17 protein-coding genes and 2 pseudogenes are annotated in these 18,813 nt (G+C 71.1%); 11 read left to right on the top strand and 8 right to left on the bottom strand.

The features are described 5' to 3' along the window. Nucleotides 1–41: 41 nt before the first annotated feature. From ACFVYE_RS39120 to ACFVYE_RS39110, 3 genes are read right to left on the bottom strand one after another with little or no spacing between them, the layout of a single operon-like run. On the bottom strand, nt 42–2,612 hold the full coding sequence (locus ACFVYE_RS39120) for an ABC transporter permease (RefSeq protein WP_389608556.1): 2,571 nt from the start codon (nt 2,610–2,612) through the stop codon (nt 42–44). Nucleotides 2,613–2,616: 4 nt separating this feature from the next. Continuing rightward, nucleotides 2,617–3,408, bottom strand: a complete 792-nt coding sequence (locus ACFVYE_RS39115; protein WP_383970924.1) for an ABC transporter ATP-binding protein — start codon at nt 3,406–3,408, stop codon at nt 2,617–2,619. Next, the gene (locus ACFVYE_RS39110) at nt 3,405–3,695 is read right to left on the bottom strand and encodes an SHOCT domain-containing protein (protein WP_383970927.1); all 291 of its coding nucleotides are present in this window, start codon (nt 3,693–3,695) and stop codon (nt 3,405–3,407) included. The genes ACFVYE_RS39115 and ACFVYE_RS39110 overlap by 4 nt, the downstream gene beginning before the upstream one ends. 205 nt (nt 3,696–3,900) lie before the next feature. On the opposite strand from ACFVYE_RS39110, the gene ACFVYE_RS39105 reads away from it, so the two are divergent. The 3 genes and pseudogenes from ACFVYE_RS39105 (at nt 3,901) to ACFVYE_RS39095 (ending at nt 5,984) form a co-directional block, all read left to right on the top strand. After that, nucleotides 3,901–4,470: a TetR/AcrR family transcriptional regulator gene (locus tag ACFVYE_RS39105; RefSeq protein WP_383970930.1), complete on the top strand. Its 570-nt coding sequence runs from the start codon at nt 3,901–3,903 to the stop codon at nt 4,468–4,470. A gap of 27 nt (nt 4,471–4,497) precedes the next feature. Continuing rightward, nucleotides 4,498–5,076, top strand: a pseudogene (locus ACFVYE_RS39100) (DUF4865 family protein); the annotation flags it as partial. Then, a complete protein-coding gene (locus ACFVYE_RS39095) occupies nt 5,073–5,984 on the top strand; it encodes a phosphotriesterase (RefSeq protein ID WP_383970933.1) in 912 nt (303 codons plus the stop codon). The pseudogene ACFVYE_RS39100 and the gene ACFVYE_RS39095, both read left to right, overlap by 4 nt. 26 nt (nt 5,985–6,010) lie before the next feature. Here the strand turns inward: ACFVYE_RS39095 and ACFVYE_RS39090 are convergent, their stop codons facing one another. Beyond that, nucleotides 6,011–7,225, bottom strand: coding sequence for an ROK family protein (locus tag ACFVYE_RS39090; RefSeq protein ID WP_266364126.1), 1,215 nt, complete (start codon nt 7,223–7,225; stop codon nt 6,011–6,013). Nucleotides 7,226–7,346: 121 nt separating this feature from the next. Here ACFVYE_RS39090 and ACFVYE_RS39085 point away from each other — a divergent pair, with 121 nt between their 5' ends. The 4 genes and pseudogenes from ACFVYE_RS39085 to ACFVYE_RS39070 all read left to right on the top strand — a co-directional run. Continuing rightward, nucleotides 7,347–8,561 (top strand): MFS transporter, encoded by a 1,215-nt coding sequence (locus ACFVYE_RS39085; RefSeq protein ID WP_383970936.1) that lies wholly within the window; start codon nt 7,347–7,349, stop codon nt 8,559–8,561. Nucleotides 8,562–8,641: 80 nt separating this feature from the next. Then, nucleotides 8,642–9,010: an SCO4225 family membrane protein gene (locus ACFVYE_RS39080; protein ID WP_383970940.1), complete on the top strand. Its 369-nt coding sequence runs from the start codon at nt 8,642–8,644 to the stop codon at nt 9,008–9,010. 21 nt (nt 9,011–9,031) lie between these two features. Further along, complete coding sequence (locus ACFVYE_RS39075; RefSeq protein WP_383970943.1) at nt 9,032–9,787, top strand: maleylpyruvate isomerase family mycothiol-dependent enzyme; 756 nt, start codon at nt 9,032–9,034, stop codon at nt 9,785–9,787. Nucleotides 9,788–9,844: 57 nt separating this feature from the next. Beyond that, a pseudogene (locus ACFVYE_RS39070) lies at nt 9,845–9,998 on the top strand (MFS transporter); the annotation flags it as partial. Between the two features lie 73 nt (nt 9,999–10,071). Here ACFVYE_RS39070 and ACFVYE_RS39065 read toward each other — a convergent pair. From ACFVYE_RS39065 to ACFVYE_RS39055, 3 genes are all read right to left on the bottom strand, one after another. After that, nucleotides 10,072–10,737 carry a response regulator gene (locus tag ACFVYE_RS39065; protein ID WP_383970946.1) on the bottom strand — a complete coding sequence of 222 codons (666 nt, stop codon included), beginning with the start codon at nt 10,735–10,737 and terminating at the stop codon, nt 10,072–10,074. Then, nucleotides 10,734–11,975 carry a sensor histidine kinase gene (locus ACFVYE_RS39060; protein ID WP_389608555.1) on the bottom strand — a complete coding sequence of 414 codons (1,242 nt, stop codon included), beginning with the start codon at nt 11,973–11,975 and terminating at the stop codon, nt 10,734–10,736. The genes ACFVYE_RS39065 and ACFVYE_RS39060 overlap by 4 nt, the downstream gene beginning before the upstream one ends. Nucleotides 11,976–12,079: 104 nt before the next feature. Continuing rightward, nucleotides 12,080–12,796 carry a TetR/AcrR family transcriptional regulator gene (locus ACFVYE_RS39055; protein ID WP_383970952.1) on the bottom strand — a complete coding sequence of 239 codons (717 nt, stop codon included), beginning with the start codon at nt 12,794–12,796 and terminating at the stop codon, nt 12,080–12,082. Nucleotides 12,797–12,925: 129 nt separating this feature from the next. Here ACFVYE_RS39055 and ACFVYE_RS39050 point away from each other — a divergent pair, with 129 nt between their 5' ends. Beyond that, entirely contained in the window at nt 12,926–13,375 is a 450-nt protein-coding gene (locus tag ACFVYE_RS39050; RefSeq protein WP_383970955.1) for a nitroreductase/quinone reductase family protein, read from the top strand. Between the two features lie 47 nt (nt 13,376–13,422). Here the strand turns inward: ACFVYE_RS39050 and ACFVYE_RS39045 are convergent, their stop codons facing one another. Further along, nucleotides 13,423–14,637 carry a geranylgeranyl reductase family protein gene (locus ACFVYE_RS39045; protein ID WP_383970958.1) on the bottom strand — a complete coding sequence of 405 codons (1,215 nt, stop codon included), beginning with the start codon at nt 14,635–14,637 and terminating at the stop codon, nt 13,423–13,425. A gap of 183 nt (nt 14,638–14,820) precedes the next feature. Here ACFVYE_RS39045 and ACFVYE_RS39040 point away from each other — a divergent pair, with 183 nt between their 5' ends. From ACFVYE_RS39040 to ACFVYE_RS39030, 3 genes are all read left to right on the top strand, one after another. Beyond that, nucleotides 14,821–16,185, top strand: coding sequence for a dipeptidase (locus ACFVYE_RS39040; RefSeq protein ID WP_383970961.1), 1,365 nt, complete (start codon nt 14,821–14,823; stop codon nt 16,183–16,185). A gap of 162 nt (nt 16,186–16,347) precedes the next feature. Next, complete coding sequence (locus tag ACFVYE_RS39035) at nt 16,348–17,505, top strand: DUF1266 domain-containing protein (RefSeq protein ID WP_389608554.1); 1,158 nt, start codon at nt 16,348–16,350, stop codon at nt 17,503–17,505. Then, on the top strand, nt 17,496–18,689 hold the full coding sequence (locus ACFVYE_RS39030) for a DUF1266 domain-containing protein (RefSeq protein ID WP_389608553.1): 1,194 nt from the start codon (nt 17,496–17,498) through the stop codon (nt 18,687–18,689). The genes ACFVYE_RS39035 and ACFVYE_RS39030 overlap by 10 nt, the downstream gene beginning before the upstream one ends. Nucleotides 18,690–18,813 lie beyond the last annotated feature (124 nt).

Here is an 18,813-nt window from a genome sequence, read left to right as displayed (position 1 = left end):
GGGGCGCCGTGCGGCGCCCCGCTCCACTTGCCGATGTCGCGCTACTCGGCGGCGATCGCGCGGAGCACGTCCAGCCGTGCCGCCCGGCGGGCGGGCCTCCAGCCCGCCAGCGCCCCGGCGGTGATCCCCACGAGGGCGACCACCAGGAGCCGCAGTGGCGGCAGCGCGAAGGCGAAGACGGTGTCGCCCGTGCCCGCGGACGCCTTGACCAGCACCCAGCCGAGGACGCCGCCGAGCAACAGGCCGCCCGCCGTGCCGAACGCCGCGACCAGTACGGATTCCCAGCGGACCATCGACCGCAGCTGGCTCCTGGTCTGTCCGACGGCCCGCAACAGGCCCAGTTCCCTGGTGCGTTCGTGAAGCGCCAGGGTCAGCGTGTTGGCGATGCCCAGCAGCGCGATCAGTACGGCGAGTGCGAGCAGGGCGTAGACCAGTGTGAGCATCATGTCGATGCCGCCGGCCGAGGCCTGCGCGTACTCGCTGCGGGTCTGTACGTCCGGGTTGCCGTACGCCGCCGCGGTCTTCGCGACCGCCGCTTTGCCGTCGGCGGTGGTGACACCGGGCTCGAAGGAGACTGCGATCAGCGAGTCGGAGTCCTGTGCACGGTGCGGGGCCCAGGCCAGGCGGGTGATGACGTAGTCGCCCGCCAGTTCCGACCGGCCGTAGACGGCACGGACCGTGAAGTTCTGCTGCGTGCCGTCGGTGAAGGCGAGCCGTGCGGTGGAGCCGGTGTGCAGACCGCGCTTGCCGGCCTCGGTGTCGGACACGGCGATCCCGTTCGCGCCCAGCCCCTTCAGCGATCCGTCGACCCGGCCGAGGTCGAAGACCCGGCCGAGCGCGGCCGGGTCGGTGACGGTCAGGGCGCGTCCCGCACCGTCGACCTCCGCGACCCCCTTGCCGAGTCCGACGGCGGTCGCGACCTCCGGCAGCCGGTCGACGGCCGGGGCCAGCCGGGGGCTGAGGCCGCTGCCGCCCGCCCCGAAGGCGGGAGCGCTGATGGCGACATCGCCCGCGAAGGAGCGGTCGACCGTCCGGTTCATGGTGGCCTTCAGGGAGGCGCCGAAGACGGTGAAGAGGGAGACCACGGCGACGCCGATCATCAGTGCCGTCGCGGTGGATGCGGTCCGCCGGGGGCTGCGCAGGGCGTTGCGCCGGGCCAGTCGGCCCGTGACACCGCGCAGCCGGTCGAGCGGGGCGCCGAGGAACCGAACGGCGTACGAGGAGGCGACCGGTCCGAGCACTACGAACGCGGCGAGTACCGACACCGCACCGGCGGCCGACAGCCGGACGGACGCATCGGCCAGGGCGCCGGTCAGGATGGCGCCGAGGGAGGCCACCAGCAGCACGAGCCCGGCGAGGGCACGTGTCCGGGACGCCGCCGAGTCGTCGACAGCGCTCTCGCGCAGGGCGGCGAGCGGAGCGGTGCGTCCGGCCCGGACGGCGGGCACGAGGGCGGAGCCGAGGCAGACGAGGACGCCGACGGCGAGCGGCAGCAGCAGGGAGACGGCGCTGATCACCAGCGCGCCCTCGGGGAACGGGAATCCGACGGCGGGGAAGAGCGCCTGCAGTCCGGCGGCCATGCCGATGCCACCGGCCAGACCGGCGGCGGAGGCGATCACGCCGACCGCGGTCGCCTCGACGAGCGTCGAACCGACGACCTGCCTGCGGGAAGCGCCGAGGGCACGCAGCAAGGCGTTCTCGCGGGTCCGCTGAGCGACGACGATCGCGAAAGTGTTGTGGATGGAGAAGGTGGCGACCAGCAGCACGATCCCGGAGAACACCAGCAGCAGCGTGGTGAACACGCCGAGGAAGGCACCGGAGATCATGTCCCGGTTCTCGGCGGCCGATGCCTGTCCGGTGATGGCCTCGACGTCCTTGGGCAGTACAGGGCGCAGTGCGTCGACAAGTTCCCGCTGGCCGGTGCCGGGGCCTGCGCGCACCTGGATGGTCGATGCCTCGCCGGGCTTCGGCGTGAGGTACTTCTCGGCATCGGCCTGCGTCATGGCGGTGTAGGTGACCTGACCCATGCCGTCCTGGCCGCCGAAGGTGGCCAGTCCGACGATCGTGACGTGCACGGGGTCGGGGGTGCGCAGCACGGTCGTGTCGCCGATCCCGAGCCCGCCTCGGTCGGCGGTGCCGCGGTTGATGACGACCTCACCGGGCGCGGACGGGGCGCGTCCGGCGGCGAGCCGGTACGGATTGAGCTTCGGGTCGTCGATCCAGTTGCCGGCGAGGGTGGGCGGCCCCTGACCGCCGATGGGTTTGCCGTCGGAGCCGATGAGCTGGCCGGCGCCCTGGATGTCGGGGGCTGCCGCGGCGACGCCGGGGGTCTGCTCGATCCTCTTCACGAGTGCGGTGCTCACCGGCTGCCGGGTGCCTTGGGACTCGCCGGCGACCGTGACCACATTGGAGCTGCGCACGACGGCGTCGGTACCGGCGGTGGCGTTGCCGAACATGGTGTCGAAGCTCGCGCGGAGTGTGTCGCCCATGACGAGCGTCCCGGTGAGGAACGCGACGCCGAGCAGGACGGCGACGAACGTACCGGCGAAGCGGCGCTTGTGGGCGCGGAGTGAGGAGATGCTCAGGCGTACGGAGGCCCGGGTGCTGGTCATGTCGTCACCGCCTGCGTGAGGGGTGAGGGGCGAAGGACTTGAAGCGGTCGAGCACGCGCTCCGCCGTGGGCTCGGGCATCCGGTCGACGAGCCTGCCGTCGGCGAGGAAGACGACCTCGTCGGCGTGGGCGGCGGCGACCGGGTCATGGGTGACCATGACCACCGTGCGGGCGGTCTGCCGGACGGTTCGGCCGAGCAGCCGGAGCACCTCCTGGCCGGAACGGGAGTCGAGGTTGCCGGTCGGTTCGTCGGCGAAGACGACATCGGGACTGCCCGCGAAGGCCCGCGCCACCGCCACCCGCTGCTGCTGTCCGCCGGACAGTTCGCCGGGCCGGTGGTGCAGCCGGTCCCGCAGTCCGACGGTGTCGACGAGCGCGTCGAGCCACTCCGGGTCGGGTCGCTCCCCCGCGAGATCCAGCGGAAGGGTGATGTTCTCGGCGACGGTGAGCGTCGGCAGGAGGTTGAAGGACTGGAAGACGAAACCGATGCGCCGCCGGCGCAGCAGGGTCAGCCTGCGGTCGTCGAGGGCGCTGATGTCGGTGTCGCCGATGAAGGCGGAACCGGAGGTGAGGGTGTCGAGTCCCGCCGCGCAGTGCATCAGGGTGGATTTACCGGAGCCGGAGGGCCCCATGATCGCGGTGAAGCGGCCGGCCGGGAAGTCGACACTCACCCCGTCGAGGGCCCTGACCCGGGTGTCGCCGGTGCCGTAGAGCTTCACGGCGTCCACGACCCGGGCAGCGGAGGCGGCAGAGGTGGGGGTGGGGGTGGGCTCGGAGGTGGGGACGGTGGTGGTCATGCCACTCCTCGCTCGCTGCCGCGGCCGAACTGTTCGTCGAGGACGGAGAGCCGGCGCCAGTACTCGTCCTCGTCGACCTCTCCGGCCGCGAAGCGGCGGCCGAGCAGGGTGATCGGTGACGCTTCGGCGGGTGCCTCCTGGGTGGTACGGGCCTGCCAGGGGCCTCGTCGGCTGCGCCGAACGGTACGGCGCAGCAGGGTGACGCCGCCGATCACGACGGCCGCCCAGAAGAGCGGGAAGAGGAGGATCCAGGGTCCGGGTCCGCCGCTGTACGCCAGGGTGTTCATCTCGGTCAACTCCCTCGGTTCAGGGTTCGCGTTCAGGTATTCCTGACGATTCCGAGCCTGGCCCCGGGAGGGGGTCCGAGTCGTCGTACGGCCAGCGGCCGTGCGTGTACCCCCTCGGGAGTACGTGGCGGATCTGCGGCTGCTTCCTTCCGCCGGCGGGCCGGGATCACTGGATTCTGTACCTACTAGTATGTATATTCGACTCATGAGTACTCCGGACCGTCTGATCGAAGCCACCCAGGAGCTCCTGTGGGAGCGCGGCTATGTGGGCACCAGCCCCAAGGCCATCCAGCAGCAGGCGGGCGCGGGCCAAGGCAGCATGTACCACCACTTCGCGGGCAAACCCGATCTGGCACTCACGGCCATCCGCCGCACGGCCTCGCAGATGCGCGAGACGGCCGGGCAGTTGTTCGACGGCCCGGGAACGGCGTACGCGCGGATCTCGGCATATCTCCTGCGCGAGCGCGATGTGCTGCGCGGCTGCCCGGTCGGCCGGCTGACGATGGATCCGGATGTCATCGCCAGTGACGAATTGCGTGCACCGGTCGACGAGACGATCGGCTGGTTGCGCGGCCGGCTCGCCGAGATCGTCCAGGAGGGCCTGGACCAGGGCGAGTTCACCCGTTCTCTGGTTCCCGAGGACGTGGCGGCGACGATCGTCGCGACGGTGCAGGGCGGCTATGTGCTGGCCCGCGCCTCCGGTTCGACGGACGCCTTCGACGCGGGCGCGCGTGGACTGCTGTCGCTGCTCGCACCCGGTGGCACCGCCGCCTGACAGCCGAGGAGCACAGAGGAGCACGCGATGCATGCCATGCAGTACGAGATCACCCTTCCCGCCGACTACGACATGGGGATCATCCGCACCCGCGTCGCGACGAAGGGCCGCCTCCTGGACTCTTTTCCGGGCCTCGGCATCAAGGCGTACCTGATCCGCGAACGGGGCGAGTACTCGCCGGTGAACCAGTACGCGCCCTTCTATCTGTGGGCGGCGCCGGAGGGCATGAACTCTTTCCTCCGGGGCCCCGGATTCCAGGGCATCGTCCAGGACTTCGGGCGCCCCGACGTACAGCACTGGACCGTACTGGCGTACGAGGAAGGGACCGCGTCGGCCGCACTCCCCCGCACGGCCACCCGTCATCGGGCAGCCGTCGCGGCCTCAGTCGCGCCCGCGGACGCGGTCGAGGCCGCTCTTGAGGAGAGCCGGAGACTGGCGAAGACACCCGGAGCGGTCGCCACGGCACTGGCGGTCGACCCCCGCCACTGGGAACTGCTCCACTTCACGCTCTGGGCACAGGAAGCCCCCGAGGCGCCCGGTGAACGGTACGAGGTGCTGCACCTGAGCACTCCGGAGCGGGACCGATTCGGGGAGGGACGGCAGTGGTGGCCACCGTCCGCACGGTCCTCGGCGACATCCCCGCAACGGAGTTGGGCGTCTGCGACGCACATGACCACCTCTTCCTGCGCAGCCCCCTCCTCCCTGGCCAGGAGCTGAACGACGCAGAGCGGGCGGCCGACCGGCTGCGCGCCTTCCGTGAACTGGGCGGCCGGGCAGTGGTGCAGTGGACCCCGTACGGGATGGGGCGTGAGCCCGAGGCCCTGGCGGGGCTGGCCCGTTCGACGGGCGCTCACGTGGTGGCGGCGACCGGGCTGCATCAAGCGGGGCACTACCCGGCGCAGTTGCTCGGCCGCCTACGGGACCACCTCGCCGAGCTCTTCGTCTCGGAACTGACCGAGGGCATCGGCTCCACGGGCGCACGCGCGGGTCTGATCAAGGTCGCCGGCACCTTTCACGGCATCGACGCCCATGCCCGGTTCACGATGACGGCGGCAGCACAGGCTCACCATCGCACCGGTGCGCCGATCGCCGTCCACCTGGAGCTGGGCACGGCGGCTCTCGACGTACTGGACCTGCTCTGCGGGGAGTTGGAGGTCGCGCCGCAGCAGGTGATCCTCGGCCATCCGGGCCGTTCACCGGACGGGGTCGTACAGCGTGAGGCGGCACGGGCGGGCGCGTTTCTCGCGTTCGACGGTCCGTCGCGGGCCAATCATGCGACGGACTGGCGGCTGCCCGAGCAACTGACCGCCCTCACCGAGGACGGCTTCGGCGGGCAACTGCTGCTGGGCGGCGACACAACAGTGCCCGGGACCCCGGGCATGCCGTATCTGCTGCGGAGGTTGCGCCCTCGCCTGGAACAGGCCCTGGGGAGGCAAGCGTTGGACGGAATCCTGGTGGGTAACCCAGCACGGGCGTTCGCGTGGAAGACGTCTTCGGTCCCGTCCTACGGTTGAGGACAGTGCGGCCGCCCGAGGCCGCGTCACGCAAGCGCGGCCAGCGGATCGTCGAGCACCGGCTGCCAGGCCAGTTCCGCCGCCCCCACCAGGCTGTTGTGGTCGAGCGTGCACGGCAGGATGGGCACACTGCCGCTGCGCCCCCACAGGCTGCGGTCGGCCACCACCGCACGCAGCCGCTCGGGATCCGCGTCGAGCAGTGCGCGGTGCAGTCCGCCGAGGATGATGCGATCGGGGTTGAGGATGTTGACCAGCCCGGCGAGCCCGAGGCCGAGCCGGTCGATCAGCTCCTCGGCCGCGCCCCGTACCGCCGCGTCCTCGTACTCCGTACGCAACAGATCGCCGGCCTGCTTGAGCAGCGACTCCTCCGGTCCGGGTTCGCGACGGGCGGCGACGAGGAAGGCCAGCGGGTCGGTCTCGACGTCGAGGCAGCCGCGGCCGCCGCAGTGGCACGGGCGGCCCTCGGGGTTCACCGTGAGATGGCCCACCTCCAGCGCGAGTCCTGAACTCCCGGTGTGCAGACGGCCGTCGAGGACCAGCGCACCGCCCACGCCCCGGTGACCGGTGGCCACACAGAGCAGATGCTGGGCACCGCGCCCGGCACCGTGCCGGTGTTCGGCCAGCGCGGCGAGGTTGACGTCGTTCCCGGTGAACGCGGGTCCGGGGATGCCCGCTTCCCGTACACAGGTGGCGAAGATCTCTCGCACCGGGGCGCCCGCCGGCCAGGCGATGTGCAGCGGGTTGAGCGCGGTGCCCTCCGGTTCGGCGACCGCGGACGGCACCGCGAGGCCCGCGCCGACGCAGCGCAGTCCGCTGTCCCGCAGCAACCGGGCACAGTCGTCGACCACTTCGCCGATGACCTGCGCCGGGTCCGCGGTGACGGTGACACAGCCGGGGGCAGTGGCGACGAGCCGTCCACCGAGCCCGACGAGCGCGGCACGGAACCCGTCGGCGTGCACCTGCGCGGCGATGGCGACGGGCCCGGACTCCCGGATGGCCAAGCGGTGCGAGGGGCGGCCCTGCGAGCCGGCGGCGGAGCCCGGCCGGGAGTCGACCCGGATCAGGCCGAGTGCCTCCAGTTCCGCGGCGACCGCACCGGCCGTCGCCCGGGTGACCCCGAGCTCGGAGGTGAGGACGGCACGGGTGGGCGCGCGTCCGGTGTGGACCAGTTCCAGCGCGGGTCCGAGCGCGCTGCGGCCCCTCTCCAACTTTGTCCGGGTGGTGGTCACCTTGCCGTTCATGGGGGCGAGTCTCCCATGATCCGCGGGTGCCGCCGACTCCCCGGTGGCGCACTTGTGCCCCTTGCGGCCGCGGCGGGCGGCCACCTTGCGCCCGTTGTCCGGACGCCCCTATGCTGAGTTTGTGCCGCAACTAAACAAACTGCGGACGGCCCTACCGGGGGGACCTGGCGGAAACACTGCCCCACCCTCGTTGGCCCGCCTCCGTACCGCGCTGACCGTGTTCTTCGCCCTCGACGGGTTCCTCTTCGCCGGCTGGGTGGTCCGCATCCCGGCCATCAAGCACCAGACCGGCGCCTCGGCCTCCACCCTGGGCCTCGCCCTGCTCGGCGTATCCGCCGGGGCCGTGGTGACCATGATGCTCACCGGCCGGCTGTGCCGGCGCTTCGGCACCCATCCGGTGACCGTGGTCTGCGGCGTTCTGCTCCCCCTCAGCATCGCCCTGCCCGCGCAGACGCATTCGGCGCTCGCACTCGGCCTGGTGCTGCTGGTCTTCGGCGCCGCGTACGGCGGGATGAACGTGGCGATGAACAGCGCGGCGGTCGACCTGGTCGCCGCCCTGCGGCGTCCCGTGATGCCCAGCTTCCACGCCGCGTTCAGCCTCGGCGGAATGGTCGGTGCCGGGCTCGGCGGACTGGTCGCGGGCGGCCTCTCCCCCGCCACGCATCTCTTCGTCCTCACCGGGATCGGGCTCCTGGTCACCGCGGCGGCGGGACCGGTACTGCTGCGCCAACCGGCGCCGAAGCCCGCATCCGCGGCCGACGACACCGAGAAGCCGCGGCGGCCGGCCGGGCGGGCCCGCCGCATGGTGCTCCTGTTCGGCGTGATCGCGCTCTGCACCGCGTACGGCGAAGGCGCGCTGGCCGACTGGGGCGCCCTCCATCTGGAACAGGACCTGCACGCCCACCCGGGCATCGCCGCCGCCGGATACTCCCTGTTCGCCCTGGCCATGACGGCCGGCCGGCTCAGCGGCACGGCACTGCTCGAACGGCTCGGCCAGACCCGGACCCTCGTCGCGGGCGGTGTGACGGCCGCCGCCGGGATGCTGCTCGGCTCGCTCGCCCCGACCACCTGGCTGGCGCTCCTCGGTTTCGCCGTCACCGGTCTCGGTCTGGCCAATATCTTCCCCGTCGCGGTCGGCCGGGCCGGCGAGCTGGCCGGGCCCGGTGGAGTGGCCGCCGCGTCGACGCTCGGCTACGGCGGGATGCTGCTCGGACCACCCGCGATCGGCTTCCTGGCCGACTGGTTCTCTCTCCCGGCAGCCCTCACCACGGTGGCAGTACTGGCCACCGCAGCGGCAGCACTGGGGTACGGAGCACGCAACGCGGCGCACACATGAGCGATTGAGTAGCCGTACCCAGGCAGGAACAGCTCCCCGGAGACACGATGGAAGCGTCATCCATCCATGAGGAGCGGGCCATGAACAAGCCGGTCATCGACAAGCGGCACGTCCGCGCGCTCGCGCGCCTGACCTTCGGCAATGCCGCCTCGCTGATCTACCTCGGCCTCGTCCTGGCCGCCGCGGTGTTCGTCGCCGTGGACACCCTGTTCGTCGCCCACGAGGACGCCTCGTTCGCCGGGGTCTGGCTGTTCCTCCTCGCGGCGCCCACCGTGTTCGTCTTCTTCATCGGCAGCGCGCTGTGGGGCGCGGAGGCGGCCGGACCCGCCTGGTTCGTCTACCTCGCCCTGGTCGTGTCCGTACTGCTGCAGTCGCTCGCCCTCGGCTGGTTCGTACGGCTGGTGCGCGGCGGCAGCCGGACTCGCACCGCCCACCCCCGGGGAGCCTGAACCGCTGGCACAATCGAGGCCATGGAGATCACGGATCACATCAAGTCCCTGACCGTCGAGGGACAGCTGCTGGCGACCGCGGCGCAGGAGGCGGGAACCGGAGCGCCGGTGCCGACCTGTCCGGGCTGGCAGGTGCGCGATCTTCTCCGGCACACCGGGATGGTGCACCGCTGGGCGACCGCGTTCGTCGTCGAGGGCCACACGTCGTACCACCCGGACAGCGGGGAACCGGATCTGAACGGACCCGAGCTGCTCGGCTGGTTCCGCGAAGGCCACGGCCTCCTGGTCGACGCACTGGCGGCCGCGCCGACCGGACTGGAGTGCTGGACCTTCATGCCCGCGCCGTCGCCCCTGGCCTTCTGGGCCCGGCGGCAGGCGCACGAGACCACGATTCACCGGGTGGACGCGGAGTCGGCACGCGGTGGGCGGCGGTCACCGTTGGCGGCCGATCACGCGGTGGACGGAATCGACGAGCTGCTGCGCGGGTTCCACACCCGTCCGAAGAGCAAAGTGCGTACGGACACACCGCGTTCCCTGCGGGTGCGGGCCACGGACACGGACGCCACCTGGACCGTGCGGCTCTCGGCAGAGCCGCCGCTGGCGGTGCGGCATGAAGCGGCAGCTCAAGAGGGCCCTGCGGACTGCGAGTTGAGCGCGACGGCCGAGGAGCTCTATCTGACGCTCTGGAACCGGCTGCCGCTCACGGCGATCACATCGACGGGCGACCCGGAGCCGGCTCGGCTCTGGTGCGAGAACTCCGGAGTCACCTGGTCCTGACAGCAGGCCGGTCCGGGGCAGCACTCGACGGGGCGCTCAGTGCTCGGTTCGTTCAGCACCATCGAGCGGCGCAGCGCGAACCCCCTTGATCCGGCCAGGGGTGCTGCGCTCCGGCAGCCGGGTCAGGGCGCAGCCGGTCGCCGCGGCACTCTTCGGCAGCTACGTGGGGTTCCGGTTCCCGGTCACCCCGTACATGCAGCCGCTGCTCGGTGGCCGACGGAGAGTTCTCGCCCGCCGGCCACCGCACCTGTGCAGGCGGCCGCGCACCCTCCGTCGTGGCCGGGTCAACCGAGCCAGCCGGGGCGTACGAGCCCCGACTCATAGGCGAGCACGACGAGTTGGGCCCGGTCGCGGGCGCCGAGCTTCACCATGGTGCGGCTGACGTGGGTCTTGGCGGTGAGCGGGCTGACGACCAGCCGGCGGGCGATCTCCTCATTGGAGAGCCCTATGCCGACGAGTGCCATCACCTCCCTTTCCCGTTCGGTGAGTTCGCTCAGCCCGTTTGCCGCCGCGGGCTCCTTGGACCGGGCCGCGAACTCGGCGATCAGCCGGCGGGTGACCCCCGGTGAGAGCAGCGCGTCGCCGACCACCACCGCACGTACCGCCCGCAGCAGTTCCTCAGGTTCGGTGTCCTTGACGAGAAAGCCGGAGGCGCCGGAGCGGATCGCCTCGAAGACATACTCGTCGAGCTCGAAGGTGGTGAGCATGACCACCTTGACGTCGCTCAGTTCGGGGTCCCCGGTGATGGCACGGGTTGCGGCCAGACCGTCGAGATGCGGCATCCGGATGTCCATCAGCACGGTGTCCGGCCGCAGTTCGCGCACCATGCGTACGGCCTCCTCACCATCGGCGGCCTCCCCCGCCACCTCGATGTCGGGCTGGGCGTCCAGCAGGGCCCGGAAACCGGCCCGGACCAGCAGCTGGTCGTCGGCAAGCAGTACGCGGATCACGTTGTCTCCTCCTTGCGCGCTGCCGCGCCGGGCGAACCGGACGGCAGCGGAAGCTCGGCCCGCACCCGGAAGCCGCCGTCGGCCCGGGGCCCGGCCTCGATCGTGCCACCCAGTGCGGCGGCCCGCTCCCGCATTCCTGCCAGCCCGTTGCCGCTGCCGCCTGCGTCATTGCCGGTGGCCGGTCCTTCGTCGTCGATACGGAGCCGGATGCGGCCGGGCTCGTAACCGATACGGACCTGCGCGGTGCGCGATCCGGAGTGCCGGACCACATTCGTCAGCGCCTCCTGCACGATCCGGAAGGCGGCGAGATCCGCACCGGGCGGGACCGCACCGCGTACGCCATCGGTCTCGACGGTGACGGTCAGCCCGGCGTCCGCCGCCTGTTCGACGAGCTCGGGGAGCCTGTCGAGTCCGGGAGCCGGGGCCCTGGGGGCGTCTCCAGGGGTACGCAGCGTGTCGAGGACCTGGCGGACCTCGCCCAGCGCCTCCTTGCTGGCGGCCTTGATGGTGGTGAGGGCGGTACGGGCCTGCTCGGGGTCGGAGTCCAGCAACGCGAGCCCGACACTCGACTGGACGTTGATGACGGAGATGCTGTGGGCCAGGACGTCATGGAGCTCGCGCGCCATCCGCAGCCGCTCCTCGTCGGCCCGGCGCTGCTCCGCGGCCTCCCGCTCCGCGCGCTGATCCGCCCACTGCTCCCGGCGCACGCGTACGAACTCGGCGGCGGCGATGATGGCCACCACCCAAGCGGCAACGCCCAGTTCCTGCCCCCAGGCGGCGGGATGGTCGTCGGAGGGCGGCAGCCACCGGTAGAGCCAGTGAGCCACCAGGACGTGCCCCAGCCACACCATCCCGACTGCCGTCCAAGCGGCCCGCCGGTGCCCGGCGACAACGGCGCTGAAGCAGCCCACGGCAACGGCAAGGAAGACCGGTCCGTACGGATAGCCGGCCGCCAGGTAGATCATCGCCGCGGCCGAACTGCCGAAGACGGCCACCACGGGGTGGCGGTGGCGCAGCAGAAGTACGGCGACGGCCAGGAAGAGCAGCAGCCGCGCAAAGATGTCCAGCGGCGCCCGCTCGTCCATCTGCCCCCGGGCCGCGATCGTCGAACCGACCATGACGACGGCACCGAGCAGGATCGTCGACGGCCAGGGCAGCCGGGAGGCGTAGCGCCCCGACGCCCCCGTCAGCCAGCGCGGCGGCTCCCCGTGCGCCCAGTGTGAGCGTTGCTCTTCCATGTCGGCCACGCTAGACCGCGAGCCGCGACGGAGGCGTCAGCCGGGCGTGGTGATCGCCCGTACTCCCTGTGGAGTACGTCGGACGGGGTCGGCGAGGACGTGCCTCATCCCCTCTGGCTGCTTCGGGGGCCGAGCAGGCCGAGCGTACGGGCCAGTTCGGTGACGGCTTCCCGGAAGAAGATCTCCCGGGCCTCCACCACCCGGTTGAACTGGCCGAAGATCTCGAAGGAGATCAGCCCGAACAGCTGCGACCAGGCAGCGATCAGTGGGGCGACGGCCTCCGGAGGAAGGTCGGGGGCGAACTCGGCGACCATCCGCTCGGCCTCGGCGCGCAGCTCGTCGGCGAGCGGCGGCAGGGCGAGACCGTCCGTGCGGTAGGCCTCGCCGACGACGGCAATCAGGACGAGACCGACCCGGGAGGCGGGGCCGATCGTCACCTGCGGTGCGCTGTAACCGGGCACGGGCGAGCCGTAGATCAGGGCGTATTCATGGGGGTGGGCGAGGGCCCAGTCGCGTACGGCGTGGGCCACGGCCGTCCAGCGGGTGACGTGGGGGGCGGCGTCGGCACGGGCGGCCCGGTGGGCGGCCTCGGCACTCTCGCCCACGGAGTCGTACGCATCGACGATCAGGGCCGTGAGCAGTTCGTCCCGGCTGGGGAAGTAGCGGTAGAGCGCGGAGGACACCATTCCGAGTTCCCGTGCCACGGCACGCAGCGAAAGCTTTGCGGCGCCTTCGGCCGCGAGCTGTTTCCTCGCCTCGTCCTTGATGGCGGCGGTGACCTCGATACGGGCCCGTTCCCTGGCTCCTCGGATAGCGCTCATGGTCTTCAGTCTGCCACGACCAAAGAGCACCGAACAATAACGAGAGCACTGCTCTTGATTTCGAGCACCACTCCCATGCACACTGATCTCAAGCGAGAGCACCGCTCTCAAAACAGTGGGGGAGTCACCATGTCTCAGCCGTACTACCTTCAGGGCAATGCGTTCAACGTCCGGATGAACAGCATCATCGGCTGGCTCGCCCGGCACGGTGTCAGCCTTCTCGGCTCGGCCGAGATGTCGGTGCGCGGCCGCAAGAGCGGGCAGATGCAGCGCATCCCCGTGAACTCCCACACCTACGAGGGCACGCAGTATCTGGTCTCCGCGCGGGGCCACTCCCAGTGGGTGCGCAACATGCGGGTCGCCGGTGGGGGCGAGCTGCGGGTGGGCCGGAAGATCCGTACCTTCACGGCCGTGGAGATCGCGGACGACGAGCAGAAGGTGCTGATCGTCCGCGCCTACCTGGAGCGGTGGGGCTGGGAGGTCAACCAGTACTTCCAGGGCATCACCGCAAAGTCCACGGACGCAGAACTTCTGGCCGCCTGCCCGGACCACCCCGTCTTCCGGATCACCGAGGGCTGACCGTGCGGCCCGGCCCGCCCTCGGTGTCAGGTATCAGGCGCCGGGTGTCAACGGTCCATCGCCGACAGGGCCCGCTGCGCCAGCGGATGCGTACGGACCAGCTCGGCCAGCGAAGTAGTTCCCCGGGTGATCCCGGCGAACGCGTTCCAGGCCGGGCGGAATCCCGTCAGCACCGCGTGCAGCACCCCTGGCCGGCGCTCGAACAGCTTCAGCATGCGCCGTCCGACACCCATCTCGACACCCAGGCCGGCCTTGATGGCGAAGGCGTAGTTGAGCGCCTGGCGTCGAGCGTCCACGGCATCGTGCGACTCCGCGATCCGTACCGCCCACTCACCGGCGAGCCGCCCCGACCGCAGCGCGAAGGAGATGCCTTCACGGGTCCACGGCTCCAGCAGCCCCGCCGCATCGCCACACACCAGCACCCGCCCGCGCGACAGCGGCGAGTCGTCACTGCGGCAGCGCGTCAGGTGCCCGGAGGAGATCTTCGGCTCGAAGCCGGCGAGACCGAGCCGGGCGATGAAGTCCTCCAGATACCGCTTGGTCCCCGCCCCGTCACCCCGCGCCGAGATCACGCCGACAGTGAGGGTGTCGCCCTTGGGGAACACCCAGCCGTAACTGCCGGGCATGGGGCCCCAGTCGATCAGCACCCGCCCCGCCCAGTCCTCCGCGACCGTCTCCGGAACCGGGATCTCGGCCTCCAGGCCGAGGTCCACCTGGTCGAGTTTCACCCCGACATGGGCTCCTATCCGCCCAGCGCTGCCATCCGCACCGACGACCGCGCGGGCCAGGACCGTCTCGCCGCCGGACAGCACCACGGCGACCGTGCGCCGGTCCGGCACCGCGGCGCCGTGCTGCTCGACCCTCGTCACGGTCGCTCCGGTACGGAGCTCGGCGCCCGCCTTCTGCGCCTCCTCGACCAGCCCCGCGTCGAACTCGGGGCGGTTGATGAGCCCGAAGAGCATCCGCTTGGAGCGGCGGGTCCGTGCCAGCCTGCCATTGAGCGAGAACGTGACCGCGTGAATCCGGTCCCGCAGCGGCAGTTCGAATCCGGGCGGCAGCGAATCACGCGAAAACCCGATGATGCCGCCGCCACACGTCTTGTAGCGGGGCAGTTCCGCCTTCTCGAGGAGCAGTACCCGTCGGCCGGCGACCGCTGCAGCGTATGCCGCGGAGGCTCCGGCCGGTCCGCCACCGACTACGACGACGTCCCACACGGTCGACTCTTCGTGCTCATGTACGGCGTCTGCGTTCTCGCTGCTCACGATGTGCTTCTGCTCCCGATCCCACCAGTGGCCCATGCTGCTCACGGCATCCTACGGCGCGCCCGGCCCGGCCCCCGCTGTGGGAGGATCGACCGTGCGTTCGTCCTACATGCAATGCCGCACACTCGGTGTACATGTACCCGGATTCGTATACATAACGTCGCACCCACGAGGAGCGTGCCCATGACCGCCCGTCCGATCTCCGAGACCATTGCCTCGCTGATGCCCCGTGCCAAGGCGGAGCTGACCGAGCTCGTGGCCTTCCAGTCGGTGGCGGATCCCGCGCAGTTCCCGAAGAGCGAGTGCGAGGCGGCTGCCAACTGGGTCGCCGACGCGCTGCGCGCCGAGGACTTCCAGGATGTCGCCCTGCTCGACACCCCCGACGGCACCCAGTCGGTGTACGGCTTCCTGCCCGGCCCGGCCGACGCCCCGACCGTACTGCTCTATGCGCACTACGACGTGCAGCCGCCGCTCGACGAGTCCGCCTGGCTCTCCCCGCCGTTCGAGCTGACGGAGCGCGACGGCCGCTGGTTCGGCCGCGGCGCGGCCGACTGCAAGGGCGGCTTCATCATGCATCTCCTCGCCCTGCGCGCCCTCAAGGCGAACGGCGGCGTCCCGGTCTCCGTCAAGGTGATCGCCGAGGGTTCCGAGGAGCAGGGCACCGGCGGCCTGGAGCGGTACGCCGAGGCGCACCCCGATCTGCTGACGGCCGACACGATCGTCATCGGCGACACCGGCAACTTCCGGGTCGGTCTGCCGACGGTGACCGCGACGCTGCGCGGCATGACGATGCTGCGGGTCACGCTCGACACCCTCGAAGGAAACCTGCATTCCGGACAGTTCGGCGGCGCCGCCCCGGACGCGCTGGCGGCGATGATCCAGCTGCTGTCGTCGCTGCGCGCCGAGGACGGCACCACGACCGTCGACGGGCTCGCCACGGACGCCGAATGGGACGGACTGCAGTACGCGGAGGCCGAGTTCCGCAAGGACGCGAAGGTCCTCGACGGCGTCGGACTGATCGGCACGGGTACGGTCGCCGACCGGATCTGGGCGCGGCCCGCCGTCACCGTCATCGGTATCGACTGCCCGCCGGTGGTCGGCGCGACACCGTCGCTGCAGGCGAGCGCGCGAGCGCAGGTCAGTCTGCGGGTGCCGCCGGGCCAGGACGCCGCGAAGGCGACCGAGTTGCTGACCGCTCACCTCGAGGCGCACGCCCCGTGGGGGGCCAGGGTGTCGGTGGAACAGGTGGGCCAGGGCCAGCCGTTCCGCGCCGACACCTCCAGCCCGGCGTACACGTCCATGGCTCAGGCGATGGAGGCCGCGTACCCCGGCGAGAAGATGCAGACGTCCGGGATGGGCGGCTCGATCCCGCTCTGCAACACCCTCGCCGCCCTCTACCCGCAGGCCGAGATCCTCTTGATCGGCCTGAGCGAGCCGGAGGCACAGATCCACGCGGTGAACGAGAGCGTCTCACCCGAGGAGCTGGAGCGGCTTTCGCTCGCCGAGGCCCTGTTCCTGCGGAACTACGCCGAGTCCAAGCAGGCCTGACTTTGCGTCACTGATCGCGCCGTGTTCCTGCGGACCTCCGGTTCGCAGGGCTCGACCGGTCCGCCGCCCCGTCCGCGGCGGACCTGGTCCGGACGTGCTCCTCGGGTCGGCCCGGACCACCCTCCATGGGTCGGTCCGGGCCCGGTTCCATAGGATCGGCCCGTGACAACGGGGACAGGGATCGGCTGGGCGCCGCCGACGGAGGCCGAACGACTGCTGCAGGAGTCCGGGGCGAGCGGAAGCACGCAAGCGGTGCTCGACGCACTCTCCCGCTGCCGGCTCCACGTGATGGTCGCCCGACTGCACGCCGACACCCCTGGTTTCACCGCCCCGCTCCCCTCGCAGTACGACACCGTGACCGGACGGATGTGCGTCCCCGTGCTGACGTCCGGCATGTTGCCGCCCTGGCATCCGGACTGGGTGTTCCGGCGGACGACGCTCACTGAACTCGCCGACCGCTGGCCGGACAGCAAATGGCGGCTCGGCGTGAACCTCGCGACGCCGTGCGCGATCACCGTCGAGGCCCGCCCGAAGAACCGCAGGGCGTGGCTGTCCGCCGATGCACGGTCCGGCGGCCCGCCGGCGGGCCGGCTGCTCACGCACAGCGGTGGTCCGCTGTACGGCCCGGTCGCGTACGGCTTGGCCATCGGCGCCCATCTCGCCGTGCACAACGGCCTCGTGTGGAACCAGCTCGGCGCCGCCTACGCGGATTACGAGACGGACATCGCATGGCTGCGCAGTCCATGGGGGATCGAAAACCGCGCCGACCACCGGCGGACGCTCGACGCGCTGATGGCCACCCGCCATATCGGCCGCAGCGATGAGTCGGTGCTCCGGATCCGGCGCACTCTGGCCGACCGCCTGGAGCGGACGCCCTCCCACCAGGAGTGGTCCGAAGGCGTCACCACGACATTGAGCCGGCGCCGCACCTCCGCCGCCGACCTGGCCGAGGCGGACGAGGCGCTTCGGCGCATCGCGCGGTACGAGGAGCGGTTCCGCGCCGACGGCGTCCTCGCTCCCGAAGGCCGGATCGACACGCTGTCCGCCTTCGATCACGGCCGTGCCGTCAATGTCGTACGGATGGCGCTGGGTGCGCGCTACTGCGACCCTCAGGAGGCCGAGCAGGCCGTACTGCGGATCGGCGAACTGGCACGGCGGGCGTACGGCTCCTGGGAGGAATTCTCCCTCGGCTACGCGCTGACCCGGATGATCCTTTTCGACGAGGACCGCTCCGGGACGAAGTACGCGGAGTCGCTCGCCCAGCACCGCATCCTCACCCAGGACCCCACGAGCCCATACCGGAACATCCCATGGTCATGAACCCCCACCCGCTCCCCCACTTCCCCCACAACTCTGCGTACGGGGCTCCTTGGGCCTCACCCACCATGACCGAGCATCTGCTGTACGAGGCCGGGTTGCGCGGCGATGTGGAGGCGCAGCTGCGGGTACTGGCCGGTGCGGACCTCTACATCTGGGCGCCGAAGGCGGAGGTCGACGCGGATCCCGACATGATTGTCTGGCGCTCGCACCGGGACGAGGCGGGGCGCCACGGGCGCCAGGTGCTCACTCAGGGGATGCTGCCGCCCTGGCATCCGGAGTGGGTGTTCCACCGGGTCTCCCTCAAGTGGATCGCCGAGTTCGGCTGGCGCGACCCGCAGCAGTTGCTGTCGGTCAACACCGGCAGCCCGGTTCAGATCCTTCTCCCCACCACTCCGCAGCACCGCGCGATGTGGCTCCGGTACTACGCGGAGAACGACCGTTCGCACGGGGACCAGCTGATCGCGCTGCGACACGGCGCGTTGCACGGGCCGCTCGCCTACGGTCTGGCCTGCGGCGCGCATCTGGCGATCGGGAACGGTGTGCCGTGGAACGAGGTCGGCACGGCGTACCACGGATACGTCGAGGAGCTCGAACTGCTCCGCGACATGTGGGGGATCACCGAACGCAACGGCTGGCAACGGCAGTTGAACGTCCTGCTGGACGGTCGGAACAGTCCGCCGGAACCCGATTTCGCGCTCCGGGTGCGGGAGCAGTTGCGGGCCGCACTCGGCGGGCCGCCGCCCGCCGGCCTGTGGCGCGAGACCGCTGCCGGACATGCCCAGGACATCGGGCTGGGCCATGACACGGTCACGCACATCGAGGAGCTTGTGCGGCGCATAGTCCGGTACGAGGCCAGGTTCCGCGCCGACGGGCTGCTGCCGCCGGACGGCGTGGTCACCACCACGGTCGCCTACGACTACGGGCGTGCCGTGAACCTGGCCCGCTGGGGGCTGTCGGCCCGGTTCTGCCATCCGCACGAGGCCGAGCAGGCGATCGTGCACGCGGGGGCGCTGAGCAAGTCGGCCTATGACTCGTGGGAGAGCTTCTCCGCGGCGTACGCGCTCGGCAGGGTACTGCGTTTCGACGACGAGCAGTACGGCACGTTCTACGAGCAGAACGTCGCCGCTCACCGTCTCCTGACGGAGAACGAGGGCAGCCCGTGGCGGAACATCCCTTGGCGCTGACTCCGGTTCACGCCCGGTCCCGCGGGTTTCCGGGCCGTCTGTGCAGCCGCACCACGCGCTGAGCGAAGCTCGCCCAGTGCGTAGATCCTGGCGGCGCTCGGGTACGTCCGCGTACGTTCGCCGT

Source organism: Streptomyces sp. NPDC058239 (assembly GCF_042882185.1).
Classification (GTDB): Bacteria; Actinomycetota; Actinomycetes; order Streptomycetales; family Streptomycetaceae; genus Streptomyces.
This window is presented reverse-complemented; position numbering and strand designations above follow the sequence as displayed.

Bases quoted from the DNA above. Each gene is read 5' to 3' on its own strand.
- ACFVYE_RS39120 (WP_389608556.1), bottom strand. From the start codon at position 2,612: ATGACCAGCACCCGGGCCTCCGTACGCCTGAGCATCTCCTCACTCCGC.
- ACFVYE_RS39115 (WP_383970924.1), bottom strand. From the start codon at position 3,408: ATGACCACCACCGTCCCCACCTCCGAGCCCACCCCCACCCCCACCTCT.
- ACFVYE_RS39110 (WP_383970927.1), bottom strand. From the start codon at position 3,695: ATGAACACCCTGGCGTACAGCGGCGGACCCGGACCCTGGATCCTCCTC.
- ACFVYE_RS39105 (WP_383970930.1), top strand. From the start codon at position 3,901: ATGAGTACTCCGGACCGTCTGATCGAAGCCACCCAGGAGCTCCTGTGG.
- ACFVYE_RS39090 (WP_266364126.1), bottom strand. From the start codon at position 7,225: ATGAACGGCAAGGTGACCACCACCCGGACAAAGTTGGAGAGGGGCCGC.
- ACFVYE_RS39080 (WP_383970940.1), top strand. From the start codon at position 8,642: ATGAACAAGCCGGTCATCGACAAGCGGCACGTCCGCGCGCTCGCGCGC.
- ACFVYE_RS39075 (WP_383970943.1), top strand. From the start codon at position 9,032: ATGGAGATCACGGATCACATCAAGTCCCTGACCGTCGAGGGACAGCTG.
- ACFVYE_RS39060 (WP_389608555.1), bottom strand. From the start codon at position 11,975: ATGGAAGAGCAACGCTCACACTGGGCGCACGGGGAGCCGCCGCGCTGG.
- ACFVYE_RS39055 (WP_383970952.1), bottom strand. From the start codon at position 12,796: ATGAGCGCTATCCGAGGAGCCAGGGAACGGGCCCGTATCGAGGTCACC.
- ACFVYE_RS39050 (WP_383970955.1), top strand. From the start codon at position 12,926: ATGTCTCAGCCGTACTACCTTCAGGGCAATGCGTTCAACGTCCGGATG.
- ACFVYE_RS39040 (WP_383970961.1), top strand. From the start codon at position 14,821: ATGACCGCCCGTCCGATCTCCGAGACCATTGCCTCGCTGATGCCCCGT.
- ACFVYE_RS39030 (WP_389608553.1), top strand. From the start codon at position 17,496: ATGGTCATGAACCCCCACCCGCTCCCCCACTTCCCCCACAACTCTGCG.